The 18979-nt window shown below is 73.4% G+C and carries 10 protein-coding genes; 9 read left to right on the top strand and 1 reads right to left on the bottom strand.

What is annotated here, in order from left to right; all coding sequences use genetic code 11:
- Window positions 1-4: 4 nt before the first annotated feature.
- The 9 genes from ACIRPH_RS05130 to ACIRPH_RS05090 all read left to right on the top strand — a co-directional run bounded on the left by ACIRPH_RS05130 (window position 5) and on the right by ACIRPH_RS05090 (window position 18049).
- A complete protein-coding gene (locus ACIRPH_RS05130; protein WP_402909374.1) occupies window positions 5-6214 on the top strand; it encodes a type I polyketide synthase in 6210 nt (2069 codons plus the stop codon).
- A gap of 379 nt (window positions 6215-6593) precedes the next feature.
- Window positions 6594-10574 (top strand): ATP-dependent RNA helicase HrpA, encoded by a 3981-nt coding sequence (gene hrpA / locus ACIRPH_RS05125; protein ID WP_402909372.1) that lies wholly within the window; start codon window positions 6594-6596, stop codon window positions 10572-10574.
- 436 nt (window positions 10575-11010) lie between these two features.
- On the top strand, window positions 11011-12237 hold the full coding sequence (locus tag ACIRPH_RS05120; protein ID WP_402909369.1) for a lactonase family protein: 1227 nt from the start codon (window positions 11011-11013) through the stop codon (window positions 12235-12237).
- A 381-nt stretch (window positions 12238-12618) separates the two neighbouring features.
- On the top strand, window positions 12619-14271 hold the full coding sequence (gene ctaD, locus ACIRPH_RS05115) for a cytochrome c oxidase subunit I (RefSeq protein ID WP_402909547.1): 1653 nt from the start codon (window positions 12619-12621) through the stop codon (window positions 14269-14271).
- Between the two features lie 127 nt (window positions 14272-14398).
- Complete coding sequence (locus ACIRPH_RS05110; protein WP_402909367.1) at window positions 14399-14770, top strand: hypothetical protein; 372 nt, start codon at window positions 14399-14401, stop codon at window positions 14768-14770.
- A 215-nt stretch (window positions 14771-14985) separates the two neighbouring features.
- Window positions 14986-15630: a biotin transporter BioY gene (locus tag ACIRPH_RS05105; protein ID WP_402909364.1), complete on the top strand. Its 645-nt coding sequence runs from the start codon at window positions 14986-14988 to the stop codon at window positions 15628-15630.
- Window positions 15630-16328 carry an energy-coupling factor ABC transporter ATP-binding protein gene (locus ACIRPH_RS05100; RefSeq protein ID WP_402909361.1) on the top strand — a complete coding sequence of 233 codons (699 nt, stop codon included), beginning with the start codon at window positions 15630-15632 and terminating at the stop codon, window positions 16326-16328. The genes ACIRPH_RS05105 and ACIRPH_RS05100 overlap by 1 nt, the downstream gene beginning before the upstream one ends.
- Window positions 16325-16939, top strand: a complete 615-nt coding sequence (locus ACIRPH_RS05095; protein WP_402909358.1) for an energy-coupling factor transporter transmembrane component T family protein — start codon at window positions 16325-16327, stop codon at window positions 16937-16939. The genes ACIRPH_RS05100 and ACIRPH_RS05095 overlap by 4 nt, the downstream gene beginning before the upstream one ends.
- 108 nt (window positions 16940-17047) lie before the next feature.
- The gene (locus ACIRPH_RS05090) at window positions 17048-18049 is read left to right on the top strand and encodes a serine hydrolase (protein WP_402909356.1); all 1002 of its coding nucleotides are present in this window, start codon (window positions 17048-17050) and stop codon (window positions 18047-18049) included.
- Between the two features lie 158 nt (window positions 18050-18207).
- Here the strand turns inward: ACIRPH_RS05090 and fabG are convergent, their stop codons facing one another.
- The gene (fabG, locus tag ACIRPH_RS05085; RefSeq protein WP_402909353.1) at window positions 18208-18966 is read right to left on the bottom strand and encodes a 3-oxoacyl-ACP reductase FabG; all 759 of its coding nucleotides are present in this window, start codon (window positions 18964-18966) and stop codon (window positions 18208-18210) included.
- Window positions 18967-18979 lie beyond the last annotated feature (13 nt).

The raw sequence follows: 18979 nt of genomic DNA, 5'->3' as shown, positions 1-18979 counted from the left end.
ACGGATGACGAACGAGAACAAGTTCCGCGACCTGGTCAAGAAGATGGCCGTCGACCTGCGACAGGCACGCACCCGTGTCGAGGAGCTGGAGGAGCGCGACCACGAGCCCGTCGCGGTGGTCGGGATCGGCTGCCGCTTCCCCGGGGCCGACACCCCCGAAGGGCTGTGGGACCTGCTCGTCGAGGGGCGCGAGACCAGGGGAGGGTTCCCCACCGATCGCGGCTGGGACCTGGAGGGCCTGTTCAACCCCGACCCGGACGGTCTCGGCCGGACCTACGTCCGCTCCGCGAGCTTCCTGGAGGGCGCGGGGGACTTCGACCCCGCCTTCTTCGGGATCAACCCCCGCGAGGCCATGGCCATGGACCCCCAGCACCGCCTCGTCATGGAGACGGCGTGGGAGGCCCTCGAACACGCGGGCATCACCCCCGGGTCCCTGCGTTCCACCCCCGCGGGCGTGTTCGTCGGCATGGTCGGCCAGACCTACGGGCCGCCGGTCCAGGAGTCCCCGGCCGACCTGGTGGGGTACCGCCTGACCGGCGGCATGACCGCCGTCGCGGCGGGCCGGGTGTCCTACACCCTGGGGCTCGAGGGTCCCGCGATCACGGTGGACACCGCCTGCTCGTCCTCCCTCGTGTCGATCGCCATGGCCGTGCGCTCCCTGCGCTCGGGCGAGTCCTCCCTCGCCCTGGCCGGAGGCGTCACCGCCCACACCGACACCTCCGCGTGGGTGTCCTTCACGGGCCACGGCGTGCTGTCCGCGGACGGCCGCTGCAAGGCGTTCTCCGCCGACGCCGACGGCACCGGCTGGGGCGAGGCAGCCGGCATGCTCGTCCTGGAGCGCCTGTCGGACGCGCGGCGCAACGGGCACCGGGTGCTGGCGGTGATCCGGGGCGGCGCGGTCAACCAGGACGGCGCCTCCAGCGGTCTGACCGCGCCCAGCGGCCCCGCCCAGGAGCGGGTGATCCGCCAGGCCCTCGCCGACGCCCGGCTCACCCCGGCCGAGGTCGACGCCGTGGAGGCCCACGGGACCGGCACCCGGCTCGGCGACCCCATCGAGGCCAACGCCCTGCTCGCCACCTACGGGCGCGACCGGACCGGGGAACCCCTGTGGCTCGGGTCGCTCAAGACCAACATCGGGCACACCGGGGCGGCCGCCGGGGTCTCCGGGGTCATCAAGTCGATCCTGGCCATGCGCGAGGGGATCCTGCCGCGGACGCTCCACGTCGCCGAGCCCACCCCGTTCGTGGACTGGTCCTCCGGCGCCGTGGAGCTCCTCACCCGGGCGCGGCCGTGGCCGGAGACCGGCCGCCCCCGCCGTGTGGGCGTGTCCGCGTTCGGCGCCAGCGGGACCAACGCCCACCTCGTCCTGGAGCAGGCTCCCGACCAGGCCGCTCCCGCCCCGGAACGGGAGAGCGCCGTCCTCGCCGGCCCCTCCCGCGGCACCGGGGCGCGGGGCGCGGCCGGAGCCGCGGGGCCGGTGCCCTGGGTGGTCTCGGCCCACAGCCGGGAGGCGCTCGACGACTCCCTCGCCCGCCTGCGGGACCGGGTGGGGGCGGATCCCGGCCTGGACCCGGCGGACGTGGGGTGGTCGCTGGCGACCACCCGCACGGCCTTCGAGTACCGGGCCGCCGTGGTCGGGAACGACCGCGACACCCTCCTGGCACGACTCGGTGAGCTGGCTGAGGGCGGGAACGCGGTCGGCACGGTTCGCGGACGCGCGTCGGACCGCAGTCCGGTCCTCGTCTTCCCTGGTCAGGGTGGTCAGTGGGAGGGGATGGCGGTGGAGTTGTTGGGGTCTTCTCCGGTGTTCGCGGAGCGGATCGCGGAGTGTGAGCGGGCGTTGGCGCCCTATGTCGACTGGTCGCTGGTCTCGGTGCTGCGGGGGGAGGGCGGCGCGCCTTCGTTGGAGCGTGTGGACGTGGTGCAGCCGGTGTTGTGGGCGGTGATGGTGGCTCTGGGGGAGTTGTGGCTCTCGCACGGTCTGCGTCCGGCCGCGGTGGTCGGCCATTCGCAGGGGGAGGTGGCGGCGGCGTGTGTGTCGGGTGCGCTGTCGCTGGAGGACGGGGCGAGGGTGGTGGCGCTGCGCAGCCGGGCCCTCCTGGAACTGTCCGGGACGGGGGTCATGGCCTCGGTGGCGCTGCCGGAGGAGCGTGTCCGCGCCGACCTCGCGGAGCGCGACGCGGACGTGCACGTGGCGGTTGTGAACAGCCCCTCCTCCACGGTCGTCGCGGGAGCCCCGGAGGCGGTCGCCCATCTCCTGAAGGAGTACGAGGAGTCGGGGGTGCGTGTTCGTCGGATCGCGGTGGACTATGCCTCGCATACTCCGCATGTGGAGCGTTTGCGGGGGTCGTTGGGTGCGGTGTTGGCGGGGGTGGTCTCGCGGCGGCCGGAGATTCCGTTCTACTCGGCGGTGACGGGTCGTCCGGTGGGTGCGGGGGAGTTGGACGCGGGGTACTGGTTCCGGAACCTGGCCGAGCCGGTGTTGTTCGGGAGGGTGACGGAGGGTCTGCTGGCGGACGGGCACGACTTGTTCGTCGAGGTGGGTCCGCATCCGGTGCTGGGTTCCGCTGTGCAGGAGACGGCGGAGGCGGCGGGCCGGTCGGGCGTGGTGGTGGTGGGCACGCTGCGTCGTGAGGAGGGGGGCGGGGAGCGGTTCCTGGCCTCGTTGGCGCAGGCGTTCGCGTACGGCGCGCGGGTGGAGTGGTCGTCGGTGTTCGGGCGGGGGGCGCGGGTGGTGGAGCTGCCGACCTACCCCTTCCAACGACAGCGCCTGTGGATGACCGGCGACCGCTCGCGCGGCGACGTCGCCTCCGCCGGACTGGAGCCGGAGCAGCACCCCCTCCTCGGCGCCGCGCTGTCCCTGGCCGACACCGGGAGCACCCTCTTCACGGGCCGGGTCTCCCGTACCACCCACCCCTGGCTGCTCGACCACGCCGCCGGGGACAGCGTCCTCCTGCCCGGCACGGCGTTCCTCGAACTCGCCCTCAACGCGGGCGACCGCCTCGGCAGCCCCCACGTGGAGGAGATCGTCGTCCAGGCGCCCCTCCTCCTGCCCGAGAGCGGCGCCGTCCAGTTCCAGGTCCTCGTCGAGGCCGCCGACGGCCGGGGCCGACGCCCCTTCTCGGTCTCCTCGCGCCCGGCCTCCCGGACCCCCGACCTGGGGGACCGCCCCTGGACCCGCAACGCCGCGGGCACCCTCACCCCCGAACCCGACCGCGTCCCCGACGACCTCGGGGCGTGGCCGCCCCCCGGAGCCGAACCGGTCCCCGTCGGCGACCTCTACACCCGCCTCGGCGACATCGGCTACGACTACGGCCCCGCCTTCCGCGGCCTCACCTGCGCCTGGATCGACGGGGACGAGGTGTACGCCGAGGTCGAGCTGCCCGAGGCCCAGCGGTCCGACGCCGAGCGCTTCGGCCTGCACCCCGCGCTCTCCGACGCCGCCCAGCACGCCCTCGGCTGCGCGCCCTGGATGCCCGCGGACGGCGTGCGCCTGCCCTTCTCCTGGAACGGCGTCACCCTCCACGCCACGGGGGCCACCGCCCTGCGCGTCCACGTCCGGCCCCTCGGCGCCGACGAGGTCGCCATGACCCTGGCCGACACCCACGGCGCCCCCGTCGCCACCGTGGACTCCCTCACCCTGCGGGCCCCCACGGGGGGACCGGGCGCCGCGACCGAGCCGACGGACGACCTGTTCCACGTGGAGTGGGCCGACACCATCGCCTCCCCGTCCGCCGAACCCCAGGTCTGGGCCGTGCTGGGCGAGGACATCCTCGACAGCTCGACGGCGCTCACCGCCGCCGGGCACACCGTCCGCTCCTACGCCGACGCCGACGCCCTGACCCGGGCGCTCGACGCGGGAGCCCCGGTCCCGGACCGCGTCCTGCTGCCGAGGCTCTCCACGCCCCTCGCCCCGACGCCGGACGACGTGCGCACCGCTCTCGTGCAGGCGGTCGACCAGGCCCAGCGCCTCCTCGCCGACGAACGCGTCGCCGACGCGCGACAGGTCCTGCTGACCCACCGGGCCGTCGCCACCGGCCCCGGCGAGGACGTCCCCGACCTGGTGCACGCGCCCCTGTGGGGGTTCGTCCGGGCGGCCGGCCAGGAGCACCCCGGCCGGTTCTCCATCGTCGACACCGACGACCCCGGACGCGCCTCCGCGCTGCTGACCGCCGTCCTCAGCGGTGACGACGACCAGGTCGCCCTGCGCGGCGGGGCCGTCCTCACCCCCCGTCTGGCGCGCAGCGCCCGGGAGGCGCTCCCCACCTCCTTCGGTGACGGCACGGTGCTGGTCACCGGCGCCACCGGCACCCTGGGCGGAGAGATCACGCACCACCTGGTCGACCACCACGGGGTCCGCGACCTGCTCCTGGTCAGCCGCAGCGGCCCCGACGCCGAGGGCGCGGCCGCACTGGAGGCCTCCCTGGCCGCCAAGGGCGTCGACGCCACCCTCGCCGCGTGCGACGCCTCGGACCGGGAGCAGCTGGCCGCCCTCCTGGCCGGCCGACGGATCACCGCCGTGGTCCACGTCGCCGTCGCCCTGAACGACGGCCTGCTCACCTCGACCACCCCCGACAGCATCGAGGACGTGCTGCGGCCCAAGGTCGACGCCGCCTGGCACCTGCACGAACTCACCTCGGACCTGTCGGCGTTCGTCCTGTTCTCGTCTGTGGCGGGCACCCTGGGCAGCCCCGGCCAGACCGGTTACAGCGCCGCCAACTCCTACGTCGACATGCTCGCCCACCACCGCCGCGCGCACGGGCTGCCCGCGGTGTCGCTGTCGTGGGGCATGTGGGCCCAGCGCAGCAGGACGACCGCCGCCCTCGGCGAGGACGACATCAGCCGCTACGCCCGCCTCGGCCTGGCCGGACCGGTGGACACCGGACACGGACTCGCCCTGTTCGACGCCGCCCTCGCCACGGGCGCTCCCCACGTGCTGCCGGTGCCCATGGACCTGGCCGGCGCCCGTGCCAGGGCCGTGCGCACCGGGAAGGTCGCGACCATGCTCCGCGGCCTCGTCCGACCGCCCCGGAGGCGGGCCGGGGCAGCGGCGGAGACCGCCGGGAACCTCCGCGGCACCCTGGCCCGCACCCCCGCCGACCAGCGGACGGACCTGGTGCTCTCCTTCGTGCTGGCCCGGACCGCCGAGGTGCTGGGCCACGCCGGCACGGGCGCGGTCGACGCCGACACCCCTTTCCTGGAGGTGGGCTTCGACTCCCTCACCGCCGTCGAACTGCGCAACCAGCTGGCGGCCGCCACCGGCCTGCGACTGCCCGCCGGGCTGGCCTTCGCCCACCCCACACCGCGCGCCCTGGCCGTCCACCTCCTGGAGGAGGTCGCGGACGGCGGGGGCGCCGCCCCCGCGCGGACCGAACCCCGACGGGCCCTCGACGGGTTGGCCGACCTGTTCGCGGAGGCCTGCGCCCAACGGCGGATCGCCGAGGGGATCGATCTGCTGTGGGCGGCCTCCCAGGTCAGGCCCGTCTTCACCGGCGTCCACGACGCACCCGTGACGCGGGGCCCCGTCCGCCTGTCCAAGGAGGGCAGCGGCACGAAACTGATCTGCCTGCCGTCCATCCTCATGATCTCCGGGGTCCAGGAGTACGCCCGTTTCGCCAACGGCGTGCGCGGGATGCGCGAGGTCGAGGTGATCCCCGAGCCCGGGTTCACCGACGGGGAGCCGCTGCCGGCCAGCATCGGCGCCGTCACCGAGGTCCTCGCCGACGCCGTCCTGGAGTGCGCGGGGGACCAGCCGTACATCCTGGTCGGACGCTCCTCCGGCGGGTGGGTGGCGCACGCCGTCCTCGAACGGCTCGAACACCTCCGGACGCTCGGGAGGGCGCGCACGCCGGAGACGCTCGCCCTGATGGACGCGCCCCACCCCACCGACCACACCGCGCTCGCGACCATCGAGACCGGCGTGGTGGCCCGCGGGGAGCTGCTGGGCATCATGGACGGTGTCCGGCTCAGCGCCATGGGCGCCTACCTGCGCCTGTTCCGCGACTGGCTGCCGGGTCCGGTGGAGACGCCCGTCGTCCAGCTGCGCCCCGAGGACCCCACCATCGACCGGGACGGCGGCGCGGTGCCGCCCTTCACGTGGTCGCTCCCGCACGAGGTGCTGCGGGTGCCCGGCGACCACTTCACCATGCTGGAGGGGCACGTGGACGTGGTGGGCCGTGCACTGCACGACTGGCTGGCCGCGCGGGGCCTGTAGCGGCCGCGGCGCACCCGGCCCCGGACGGGGCCGCCACGGTCCGCCGTGTCGGCCCCGTCCGACGCCGCCCCGCGCCCGCGGCCCGGGGGACGTGCGGACGGGGTCCGACCGGGGTATCCGGGCCCCGGCTGTCCCGGCAGCCTCGGTCTTCCCGGCGGCCCTGGCTGTCCTGGCCGCCCGGCTGTCCCGGCTTGCCCGGCGGCGCGCGGGCGGGACCGCCGGCGCGGCCCCGGAACAGAACCGGTCCCGGCGGCGTTGAGCACCACGTGCCCGGGAACCCTCCGCCGACCTCGCGGAGCGCCCCGGCCGCGACCGTCCTCCTCCGGTATCCGGCTCCGCGTCGAAAACCGGTTGCCGACCCTCCTACTCTTGACTACTGATGAGCACGACCACGCCCACACCCACCGCCGACGCACTCCGCTCCCGGCTCCGCGACCTCATGCCCGCGGACCGGCACCGGCTCCGTCGGCGTATCGACGGCCTCGCCAAGATCCGCGACGAGCGCCGCGGCGCCTCCGCCGCCGCCCAGATCGCCAAGGACATCGACGAGGCGGTCCTGCGCGTCGACCTGCGCCGCGAGGCCGTTCCCGAGCTCACCTACCCCGAGGCGCTCCCGGTCAGCGCCCGCCGCGACGACATCGCCGAGGCCATCCGGGACCACCAGGTCGTCATCGTCGCCGGTGAGACCGGCTCCGGTAAGACCACCCAGCTGCCCAAGATCTGCCTGGAGCTGGGCCGCGGCGTCATGGGCACCATCGGGCACACCCAGCCCCGGCGACTGGCCGCGCGCACGGTCGCCGAGCGCATCGCCGAGGAGATCGGCACGCCGCTGGGCGAGACCGTCGGCTACAAGGTGCGCTTCACCGACTCCTCCAGCGGCAGCACCCTGGTCAAGCTGATGACCGACGGCATCCTGCTCGCCGAGATCCAGCACGACCGGATGCTGCGCCAGTACGACACCCTCATCATCGACGAGGCCCACGAGCGCAGCCTCAACGTCGACTTCCTGCTCGGCTACCTCAAGCAGCTCCTGCCCAAGCGCCCCGACCTCAAGGTCGTCATCACCTCGGCGACCATCGACCCCGAGCGCTTCTCCCGCCACTTCGACGACGCCCCCATCATCGAGGTGTCCGGGCGCACCTACCCCGTCGAGGTCCGCTACCGGCCCATCTCGGAGGACATCCTCGACCCCGAGGAGAAGAACCCGGGGCCCGGCACGGACCGCGACCAGACCCAGGCCATCCTCGACGCCGTCGACGAGCTCTCCCACGAGCCGCCCGGCGACATCCTGGTCTTCCTCAGCGGCGAGCGAGAGATCCGCGACACCGCCGAGGCGCTGGAGAAGAAGAAGCTCCGCGGGACCGAGATCCTCCCGCTCTACGCGCGCCTGTCGGTCTCCGAGCAAAGACGCGTGTGGTCCTCCCACAGCGGACGCCGCGTCGTCCTGGCGACGAACGTCGCCGAGACCTCCCTGACGGTCCCCGGCATCAAGTACGTCATCGACCCCGGCACCGCCCGCATCTCGCGGTACTCCCACCGCACCAAGGTGCAGAGGCTGCCCATCGAGGCGGTCTCCCAGGCCTCCGCCAACCAGCGCAAGGGCCGCTGCGGGCGCGTCTCCGAGGGCATCTGCATCCGGCTGTACTCCGAAGAGGACTTCCTGTCCCGCCCCGAGTACACCGACCCCGAGATCCTGCGCACCAACCTCGCCTCCGTCATCCTCCAGATGGCCTCCCTCGGCCTGGGCGACGTGGCGGCCTTCCCGTTCGTGGACGGCCCCGACCACCGCCAGATCAAGGACGGCGTCAACCTCCTCCTGGAACTCGGCGCCCTGCACCCCGAGGCCGAGGCCGCCTCCGGCAAGGGGGGCGGCAAGCGCCGCCTCACCCAGACCGGCCGGCGCCTCGCCCAGCTGCCCATCGACCCGCGCCTGGGCCGCATGGTGCTGGAGGCCCAGGAGCGCGACTGCCTGGCCGAGGTCATGGTCATCACCTCCGCCCTGTCCATCCAGGACCCGCGCGAGCGCCCCACCGACAAACAGCAGCAGGCCCAGCAGTCCCACGCCCGGTTCACCGACAAGGAGTCGGACTTCCTGGCGTTCCTCAACCTCTGGAACCACCTGCGCGACCGCCAGCGGGAGCTGTCCGGCAACCAGTTCCGCAAGCTGTGCCGCGAGGAGTTCCTCAACTACCTGCGCGTCCGCGAGTGGCAGGACATCCACTCCCAGCTCAAACAGGTCCTGCGCACCATGGGCATCGAGGTGCCGCCGCTGCGCGAGGAGGCCGCCGACCCGCGCGGCGTCCACATGTCCCTGCTCGCCGGGCTGCTCTCCCACGTGGGCCTCAAGGACCCCGAGAAGCACGAGTACCTGGGCGGGCGCGGAGCGCGCTTCGCCGTCTTCCCCGGCTCGGCCCTGTTCAAGAAGCAGCCGCGCTTCGTCATGGTGGGCGAGCTGGTCGAGACGTCCAAGCTGTGGGGCCGCATGGTCGCGCGGATCGAGCCGGAGTGGGCCGAGGAGCTCGCCGGCGACATCGTCAAGCGCAACTACAGCGAACCCCACTGGGAGCGCAAGCGCGGCGCCGTCATGGCGTTCGAGCGCGTCACCCTCTACGGCGTGCCCATCGTCGTGCAGCGCAAGGTGTCCTACGGGAAGATCGACCCGGAGCTGTCCCGGGAGCTGTTCATCCGCCGCGCCCTCGTCGAGGGCGACTGGGAGACCCGGCACCACTTCTTCCACGACAACCGCAAGCTCCTCGACGAGGTCGAGGACCTCGAACACCGCGCCCGCCGCCGCGACATCGTCGTCGACGACGAGACGCTGTTCCAGTTCTACGACCGCCGCGTCCCCGACGACGTCGTGTCGGCCGCGCACTTCGACTCCTGGTGGAAGAAGGCCCGCCGGACCGAGCCGACGCTCCTCGACTTCACCCGCGAGGAGCTCATCAACGACGGCGTCGACGTGGTCAGCGAGGACGACTACCCCGACGTGTGGCGGCAGGGCGCGTTCACGTTCCCGCTGACCTACCAGTTCGAGCCGGGCAGCGCCGCCGACGGCGTCACCGCGCACATCCCGCTCAAGTTCCTCAACCAGGTGGAGAACACCGGCTTCGACTGGCAGATCCCGGGCCTGCGCGACGAACTCGTCACCGCGCTGATCCGCTCGCTGCCCAAGCCGCAGCGCCGCTTCTTCGTACCGGTCCCCGACAACGCCGCCCAGGCGCGCGCCGGACTCACCCCCTACGAGGGGACGCTGACCGGGGCGCTGGCCGCCGAGCTCACCCGCATGGCCCAGCCCAGGGGCGGGGACCGGATCCCGGAGAGCGCCTTCGAGCTCGACCGCGTGCCCGACCACCTGCGCATCACCTTCCGCGCGGTGGACGACCGCAACCGGACCCTGGCCGAGTCCAAGGACCTGGAGCAGCTCCGAGCCAAGCTCAAACCGCGCCTGCGCGAGGCCATCTCCGCGGAGGCCAAGGGCGTGGAGAAGAAGGGCATCACCTCCTGGGACTTCGGTCCGCTGGAGCAGACCCTGGAGCGCAAGGCGCTCGGCCCCAAGGTCAAGGGCTACCCGGCCCTGGTGGACGAGGGCGACAGCGTCGCGGTGCGCATCTTCGACACCCGGGCCGAGCAGCGCGCCGCCATGCGGGCCGGGACCCGGCGCCTGCTCATGCTGACGATCCCCTCGCCGGCGCTCGCCGTCAGCAAGGGGCTCAACAACCCGGACAAGCTCGCCCTGGCCGACAACCCGCACGGTTCGGTGAAGGCGATGCTCGCCGACGCCGAGTCCGCCGCCGTCGACCACCTGCTCGCCCGCGAGGGGGGGCCGGTGTGGAACGGCGACGACTTCGCCGCGCTCGCGGACCGGGTCCGCGCCGACCTCGGCGACACCCTCGCCGAGACCCTGGACAAGGTCGCGCGGGTCCTGGTGCTGTGGCGCAAGGTGTCCAAGAAGGTCAGGGGCACCACCTCCCTGGCCGTCCTGCCCTCGCTCAACGACGTGCAGGGACAGCTCGGCTCCCTGGTGGGGGACGGGTTCGTCACCGCCGCGGGCCTGGCACGCCTGGACGACCTGCACCGCTACCTGAGGGGCGTCGAGCACCGCCTGGACAAGCTGCCGGAGAACCCGCGCCGCGACCAGGTCAACATGTCCAAGACCGAGCAGATGCGCCAGGCCGTCGCGAAGGTCACCGGGACCCTGCCCCCGGGGCGGGCGGCCGACGCCGACGTGGCCGAGCTGCGCTGGATGCTGGAGGAGTACCGGGTCAGCCTGTTCGCGCAGGAGCTGCGCACCGCCTACCCGGTCTCCGACAAGCGCATCATGAAGGCCCTGGAGGCCGTCAAGGCCGCCGGCAGGCAGTAGCGGACCGAGGGGCCCCGCCCGGCGGGCCGGGCGGGGCCGGTCCCCCTCATCCGGGCGTCTCGGCGATGCCGCTCACCTCGCGGTACAGGCGCATGCTGTCGGGGATCCCCCCGGAACCCGTGCTCGCCGCAGAAGGTGTGCACCTCCTCGTCCGGGGCGTCGACCACGAGGAACCGCACCGCGAAGACCCCGTTGCCCGCTCGAAGGCATCCGCCGGCGGTACGGGACCGGGTCCTCGGCCCCGGGCCTCGGTTCCAGGACTGAGGCCGGGTGTGTGCGGCGCCGGGGGCCCGCCGCGCCCCGCCGCCCCCTGGCCGGGGACGGCGGGAGGGAGGCGCGGGCCGGGGTCCCCCGGAGCGAGGGGGAACCTGTAGCATGCGGCCGGTGGTGTAGACCACTGGATCGCGAACGCATGCTACGGAAACGAGGCTCCCCCGTGGGCGAATCGGTCGGTGGATCGGTGGACGGACGTCGGCTGCTGCTCGTGGGGACCTACACCCCCGACTCCGACCCGCCGGGGGAGGGCGGGGGGATCCACCGCGTCTGGTTCGACCCCGAGACCGGCGAGATGGCCGACGGCGGCGTCGCGGCCCGTACCCCGGGCCCCTCCTTCCTCGCCTTCCGGCCCGAGCCGCCCACGGTGTACGCCGTCAACGAGAGGGCCGAGGGCACACTCACGGCCTTCCGGGTCGGCGGCGACGCCTCCCTCACCGAGCTCGGCGCAGTGCCCACCGGCGGCGGCTCCCCCTGCCACGTGCGGGACCTGGGGCCCGAGCAGGTCGCCGTCGCCAACTACGCCGACGGCGTGGTCTCCTTCGTCCCCACGGCGCCGGACGGAACCCCCACCGGCCCGGTCGGCCGGTTCGCCCACCGGGGCGGCGGGCCCGTCACCGACCGGCAGGAGGGACCGCACGCGCACAGCACCGCGGTCGTCGAGGACTCCGACGAGCCGCGCCTTCGCTACCTGCTCGCCGCGGACCTGGGCACCGACGAGCTGCGCGTCCACCACTACGCCGTGCCGGGGGGCGCGGCAGGGCCGGAGGGGGCCGCCGCGCCCCGGCCGGAGGAGGGCCTGCTCCGCACCGTCCAGCTCCCGCCGGGCTCCGGTCCGCGCCACATGGCGGTCAACGGACAGTACGTCTACGTGGCCGGCGAGCTGGACTCGCGCGTGCACGTCGTGCTGTGGGACCCCCGGAAGGGCACCGGGGAGCACCTCGGCTCGGTCCCCGCCACCGCCGACGAGGCCGCGGGGCGGAACTTCCCCGCGGAGATCGCCCTGCACCGGCTCAAGGCCGGGGGCCGCGACATCGCCGAGGGTGACGCGCTGCCCCTGACCAGCACCTACGAGGGCCGCGTCTACGTGTCCAACCGCGGGGCCGACGTCATCTCCACGTTCGCGGTCCGCGACGGCGGCGCCCGCCTGGAGCACCTGGCCGACACGCCCGCGGGCGGCGCATGGCCCCGCCACTTCACCGTGGTGCGGGGCCACGGCGGCCAGCCCGACCACCTGGTCGCGGCGGCCCAGAACGGCGGCTCCCTGGCGTCCCTGCTCATCGACCCCGTCACCGGGATCCCGGCCGACACCGGCCACCGCCTGGAGGTCCCGGACCCGGTCTGCGTGCTGCCCGTCCCCATCAACCGCATCCGCCGCGCCGCCACCTGACGCCCGAGGGGCCCGCGTGCCCGCCCGGCCCCGCCCGGGGCCGGGCGGAGGACCGGCCGCGCCCGGACGGCCGCTCCGGACCCGTCCCCGGAACCGGGGTCCCGCCGGATCCCGGCCCTTTCGGGAAAACAATCACCCGAAACCAACCCGGCCGACGGCAAAACGGAAAAGAACGAAACAAAAGCGGAGTGTCCAACGGGAGAACACGGTCTCTCTTTCGCGTGCGAAGCCGAGCCTTGCGTTAGCGTTACCCTGGGGATTCTGGAAATGTTTTCCGCGGGGGCGCGGCGGCCGGGAAACGGCTGCGGACAGCCCTCTTTTGTCCGTTGTTTTGCGCATTCGGGGGTTTGAATCGTGGCAGAGGTATCGACGGCGCCCGACGTGGACGACGAGACCGGGGGCGGTGGGGGGACCCGCCAGGGGAGGCTCATCGCCAGCTGGCTGTCGTCGACCGACCACAAGGTCATCGGGTACATGTACCTGATCACCTCGTTCGCGTTCTTCCTCTTCGGCGGCGTCCTGGCGCTCCTCATCCGCGCCGAGCTGTTCGCACCGGGCATGCAGATCATGTCCAACGAGCAGTACAACCAGCTGTTCACCATGCACGGCACGATCATGCTGCTGCTGTTCGCAACCCCGCTCTTCATCGGGTTCGGGAACATCATCATGCCGCTGCAGATCGGCGCCCCGGACGTGGCCTTCCCCCGGATGAACCTGTTCAGCTACTACCTCTTCCTCTTCGGCGGGCTGGTCGCCGTGGGCGGGTTCCTCACCCCGGCGGGCGCGGCCTCCTTCGGCTGGTTCGCGTACACGCCGCTGTCCGACGCGGTCCGCTCCCCGGGCATGGGCGGCAACCTGTGGATCCTGGGCCTGCTCGTGTCGGGCCTCGGCACCATCCTGGGCGGGGTCAACTTCATCACCACGGCCCTGTGCATGCGCGCCCCCGGCATGACGATGTTCCGCATGCCGATCTTCACGTGGAACGTGGTCCTGACGAGCGTCCTGGTGCTCATCGCGTTCCCGGTCCTGACCGCGGCCCTGATCGCCCTGGGCGCCGACCGCATGGTGGGCGCCCAGGTCTTCAACGCCGAGCACGGCGGCGCCATCCTGTGGCAGCACCTGTTCTGGTTCTTCGGGCACCCCGAGGTGTACATCATCGCCCTGCCGTTCTTCGGCATCGTCACGGAGATTTTGCCGGTGTTCAGCCGCAAGCCGATCTTCGGCTACAAGAGCCTGGTGGCCGCCACCATCGCCATCACCGGCCTCTCCGTCACCGTGTGGGCCCACCACATGTTCCCCACGGGCGCGGTCCTGCTGCCGTTCTTCTCCTTCATGTCCTTCCTCATCGCGGTCCCGACCGGCGTGAAGTTCTTCAACTGGATCGGCACGATGTGGCGGGGGCAGATCACCTTCGAGACGCCGATGCTGTTCACGATCGGCTTCCTGGCCACGTTCCTCTTCGGCGGCCTGACCGGCGTGCTCCTGGCCTCCCCGCCGATCGACTTCCACGTCACCGACTCCTACTTCGTGGTGGCCCACTTCCACTACGTGGTCTTCGGCACCGTGGTGTTCGCGATGTTCGCGGGCTTCTACTTCTGGTGGCCCAAATTCACCGGAAAAATGCTCAACGAGACCCTGGGCAAGTTCCACTTCTGGCTGCTCTTCTTCGGCTTCCACGGCACGTTCCTGGTGCAGCACTGGCTCGGCGCCATGGGCTTCCCGCGCCGCTACGCCGACTACCTGCCCGGCGACGGCTTCACCGAGCTCAACCAGATCTCCTCGGTCTCGTCGTTCGTCCTCGGCGCCTCGACGCTCATCTTCTTCTGGAACATGTACATCACCGCGAAGAGGGCGCCGCTGGTCACCGTGGACGACCCGTGGGGGTACGGCTGCTCGCTGGAGTGGGCGACCACCTGCCCGCCGCCGCGGCACAACTTCACGTCCCTGCCGCGCATCCGCTCGGAGCGTCCCGCGTTCGACCTGAACCACCCGCACAGCGCGGTTCCGGCGGGCACGGACCCCGAGAGGAACTGACCGACCCGAGGGGCCGGTCCTCCCCGTGGGAACCCCCGGGGGGCCGTCCCGCCCGCACACGAGCCCGAGGCCCGGGGTGCCCGCACGGCGCCGAGGGCGACCGGTTCCGGATCGAAGGCGCATGGTCGTGAATCCATCCCCTGGTGACAACGCACGCTGGCCGCTCCTCGAGGGGCGCGCCGCCACGGTGTTCGCCACCCTCCTGGCCGTCGCCACGCTGATGATGCTGTGGACCTGGACGGGGCACACCGCCTTCGCGGCGGCCGGATGCTGCACGGCGGCCGTCGTGTTCGCGGCGGGGTTCGTCAGGGCCAGGGCCGGCTGGGCCGAGCTGGTCGGCGGCCCCCTGGACGGCGCACGGGTCCGCTCCGCCAGGGCCGCCCGCCTCCGGGGGACGTGCCTGGTCCTGGCCGTCCCCGGCGGAGGGCGTGCCCGCTACGGCCGGGACGGGGCCGGACGCCTGGTCTACCGGGGCCGCGACGACGGCGGGGAGGGCTGAGGGCGCGGCCCCGACAGCGCCCCCGTTCCCGTGGCCGCTCCCGCCGTGAGCGGCCACGGGAGCCCCGAGGCCCCCGCGGAGTGATTCCCGTCTCAGGACGACCTCCACAAGTCCGACGCCCCCGGAACTGTGCGCCCCGCCCTCCCCCCGCCACACGCGCATCACGGACAATGGGTGGTGATCCACTCCCACCGCCTCCCCGAGGGGAAACGCCCATGCCCGCCAACGGGACGAAGAAGCACGTCCGCCACAGGGGCCTGACCGCCCGTGACCTGGCGCTCATCGCCGTGTTCGCGGCCCTCATCGCCGCCCTCAGCGTCACCGTCGCGATCCCCTTCCCCGGCTCCCCGGTGCCGGTCACCCTCCAGACCCTGGGCATCATGCTCGCCCCCAGCCTCCTGGGCTGGAAGCGCGGCAGCCTGGCCGTGGCCGCGTTCGTCGTGCTCGGCCTGGCGGGCCTGCCGCTCTTCGCGGGAGGCAGGGGAGGGCTGGCCGCCCTGGCGCTCCCCTCCTCCGGGTTCATCGTGAGCTGGATCCCCGCCGCGCTCGTCATCGGCCTGCTCACCGACCTGATGCTGCGCAACGGCCGCTACCGCCTCTGGCAGGGGGTCCTGGTCAACGCCCTCGGCGGCATCGTCGTCGTCTACGCGATCGGCCTGCCCTGGCTCGCCGTCGCCGTGCAGAGCTGGGAGATCGCGGCCGTCTCCGGGGCCACCTACCTGGTCGGCGACGCCGCCAAGGTCGTCCTCACCGCGCTCATCGCCTCCGCGGTCCTGCGCGCCTACCCGATCCCGCCCGCCGGACGTCCCGTCCTCGACGGGGCGGACCAGGGGTCCGGCAGCGGCGGCGGAGCCGCCTGATGCTCCGCCTCCGGGGGGTCTCCCACTCCTACGACGACCGCGCCGTCCTGCGCGACGTCACCCTCGACCTCGCCGAGCACCGCATCGGCGTGATCGGGGCGAACGGATCGGGCAAGTCCACGCTCGCCCGCACCCTCAACGGCCTCGTCGTCCCCGACGAGGGCCGGGTGACGCTGGGGGAGTGGGACACCCGGCGCCACGCCAAGCACGTCCGCCGCCGGGTCGGGTTCGTCTTCTCCGACGCCGCCAACCAGATCATCATGCCCACGGTCGCCGAGGACGTGGAGATCGGCCTGCGCTCCCTCCGACTGGGGAGGGAGGAGACCGCCCGCCGCGTGGACGCCGCCCTGGTCCGCTACGGCCTCGACGGCCACCGCGACCACCCCGGGCACCTGCTCTCCGGAGGCCAGAAGCAACTCCTCGCCCTGGCCTCCGTCCTGGCCACCGAACCCGAGGTGCTGGTGTGCGACGAGCCCACCACCCTGCTCGACCTGCGCAACACCCGCATGGTGCACCGCACCCTCGACGGCCTCGACCAGCAGGTCGTCCTGTTCACGCACGACCTCGACCTGCTCGACGGGTTCGACCGGGTCCTGGTCATGGACGAGGGGCGGGTGGCCTTCGACGGGACCCCCGGCGAAGCGGTGGCCCACTACCTCCGGCTCATGGACGGGGCGGACCGGGAGGCCGGCGCGTGAGCGCGATCGGCCTGTACGTCCCCGGAACCGGACCCCTCTACCGGGCTCCGGCCTGGGCCAAGCTCCTCGGCCTGCTCGCCGCCGGCGTGGCGCTCATCGCCGCCGCCGACCACCGGGTCGCGCTCGGCGCGCTGGCCGCGTCCCTCCTGGTCTACCCCGTGGTCGGGCTGGCCCCCGCCCGCGCCTGGGGGGTCCTGCGCGTCCTGTGGCCGTTCCTGCTGGCCATCGCCCTGTTCCAGGTCCTGTTCGGCGCATGGGAGACGGCCGTGCGCCTGTGCGCGCAGCTGGCCGCGCTCGTGCTGCTGGCCAACGTCGTCACGCTCACCACGCGCGTGCGCGAGATGCTCGACCTCTTCGAGCGCGCGGCCCGCCCGCTCCGGCACGTCGGGGTCGACCCCGACCGGGTGGCGCTCGTGCTCGCCCTGACGGTCCGGTCCATTCCGATGGTCGCCGTCGCCTGGCGGACGTCCCAGGAGGCCTACCGGGCGCGGGGGCTGTCAGGGCGCCCCCACCTGCTCGTGGTCCCGGTGATCGTCCAGCTGCTGCGGATGGCCGACGCGACGGGCGAGGCGCTGGTGGCCCGGGGGATCGACGACGACACGCGCGCCTGACGCGACGCGGGCGCACGGCGCCGGGCGGGCACCGGACCGCAGCCCACGGGGCGCCGGGTGGATAATGTCCGGACAGTCCCCCTGCCGCGCCTACGAACCGGTGATAGCGTGCCCCGGCGTCCCCCCGCCGACATCATCCGAACCTGGTCCGCCGCCACGGCGGCGATCTGCCTCGTCGTGCTCACGGCCCTCGCGGTCCCCGGCGCCACCTCGGCCGCCGGAGGGCTGTCCGCGCCGGACCCGGCCCTCGTCCGTGCCCTGCTCTCGGAGAGCGCCCTGCCCCTCGTGCCCTTCGCGCCCCTGACCGGGCCGGCCACCGGCGGGCGCACGCTCGGCCCGGAGCAGCGGCAGGAGCTCACCGGGCGGATGGAGGAGCTGGCCGGCGAACACCCCGCGGACTTCGCGGTCGCCGTCCAGGACCTGCGCACCGGCGCCACCTTCAGCCACGGCGCCCACGAGCGGTTCCCGACCGCGAGCGTGTCCAAGCTGACGATCCTCACACTGCTGCTCCTGCGCGCGGAGGAGGAGGGGCGGGGGCTCTCCGCGTCCGAACGGGCCCGGGCGGAGGAGATGATCCGCTACAGCGACAACGGGGTCACCGACGGCCTGTACGCACGCATCGGCTTCACCGACGGGTTCACGAGCGGCGTCCGCGCCCTCGGGTTCACCGGCACCGACCCCGATCCGCGCGGCGTGTGGGGCTCCACGACGACCACGGCGGCCGACCAGGTGCGGCTGCTGCGGATCCTGTACGTCGGCGAGGGGCCGCTGTCGCCGGAGAGCCGCGCGTACGCCCGCGGGCTGATGGAGTCCGTCGCCCCGGAACAGGCCTGGGGTGTCTCGGCCTCGGCCGTCACGGGGGACACGGTCGGCCTCAAGAACGGCTGGACGCCCCGCGAGGGCAACCGCGGGCTGTGGACCGTCAACACGGTCGGCTACGTGAGCGGTCCCGACCACGAGTACCTCATCGCGGTCCTGTCCGACGGGAGCCGCGACTACGCCGCCGGCGTGGCACTCGTGGAGGAGGTCTGCGGGACGGTCACGGAGGCCATGGAGGAGGCGCGCGGCGACGGCGGACCGGCGCGCTCCTCCCGGGGCCCCGCCCGCTGAACGTCCCGGCCGCAGGGCCCGGCGGGTCTCCCGCGCGGGTCGCGTGACCGGACGGGGCCGCCCCGCGCCGCCCCGCGCCGGGACGCGCGGACGCCCCGGCCGGAAGCGTGCCGGGCCGGGGCGTCCGGTCCCGGGAACGGGCCGCGGACGGCGCGTCGCTAGTCCAGCGGGCCGCCGGCCACGTAGATGACCTGGCCCGACACGAACCCGGCGTCCTCACCGGTGAGGAACGCGACCGTGCTGGCGATGTCCTCGGGCACGCCCACCCGCCGCACCGGGATCTCGGCCTCCTTGAACGCCTTCATGTCCTCGTACTTGACGCCGATCCGCTCGGCCGTGGCCCTGGTCATCGCGGTCTCGATGAACCCGGGGGCGACGGCGTTGCAGGTCACGCCGAACTTGCCCAGCTCGATCGCCAGGGTCTTGGTGAACCCCTGGAGCCCGGCCTTGGCCGCGGAGTAGTTGGCCTGGCCCCGGTTGCCCAGCGCGGAGGAGCTGGACAGGTTGACGATGCGGCCCCAGCCGTTCGCGGTCATGTGCGCCTGGGCGGCCCTGCTCATCAGGAACGAGCCCCGCAGGTGCACGTTCATCACGGTGTCCCAGTCGTCCGCCGACATCTTGAACAGGAGGTTGTCGCGGAGGACGCCCGCGTTGTTCACGAGGATGGCGGGCGGGCCGAGGCGTTCGGCGACGGTCGCGACCGCGGCGTCCACCTGGTCGGCGTCGGAGACGTCGCATCCGACGGCGAGGGCCGTGCCGCCCTCGGCGGTGATGCGGTCCACGACCTCCTGGGCGTCGGACTCCCTCAGGTCCAGGACGGCGACGGCCCGGCCTTCGCGCGCCAGGCGCTCAGCCGTGGCGGCGCCGATCCCGCGGGCGGCTCCGGTCACGATGGCCACACGAGGCGTTGGGGACATGGGGTTACCTCCA

It is taken from the genome of Nocardiopsis sp. NPDC101807 (assembly GCF_044766605.1).
Lineage (GTDB): Bacteria > Actinomycetota > Actinomycetes > Streptosporangiales > Streptosporangiaceae > Nocardiopsis > Nocardiopsis tropica.
This window is presented reverse-complemented; position numbering and strand designations above follow the sequence as displayed.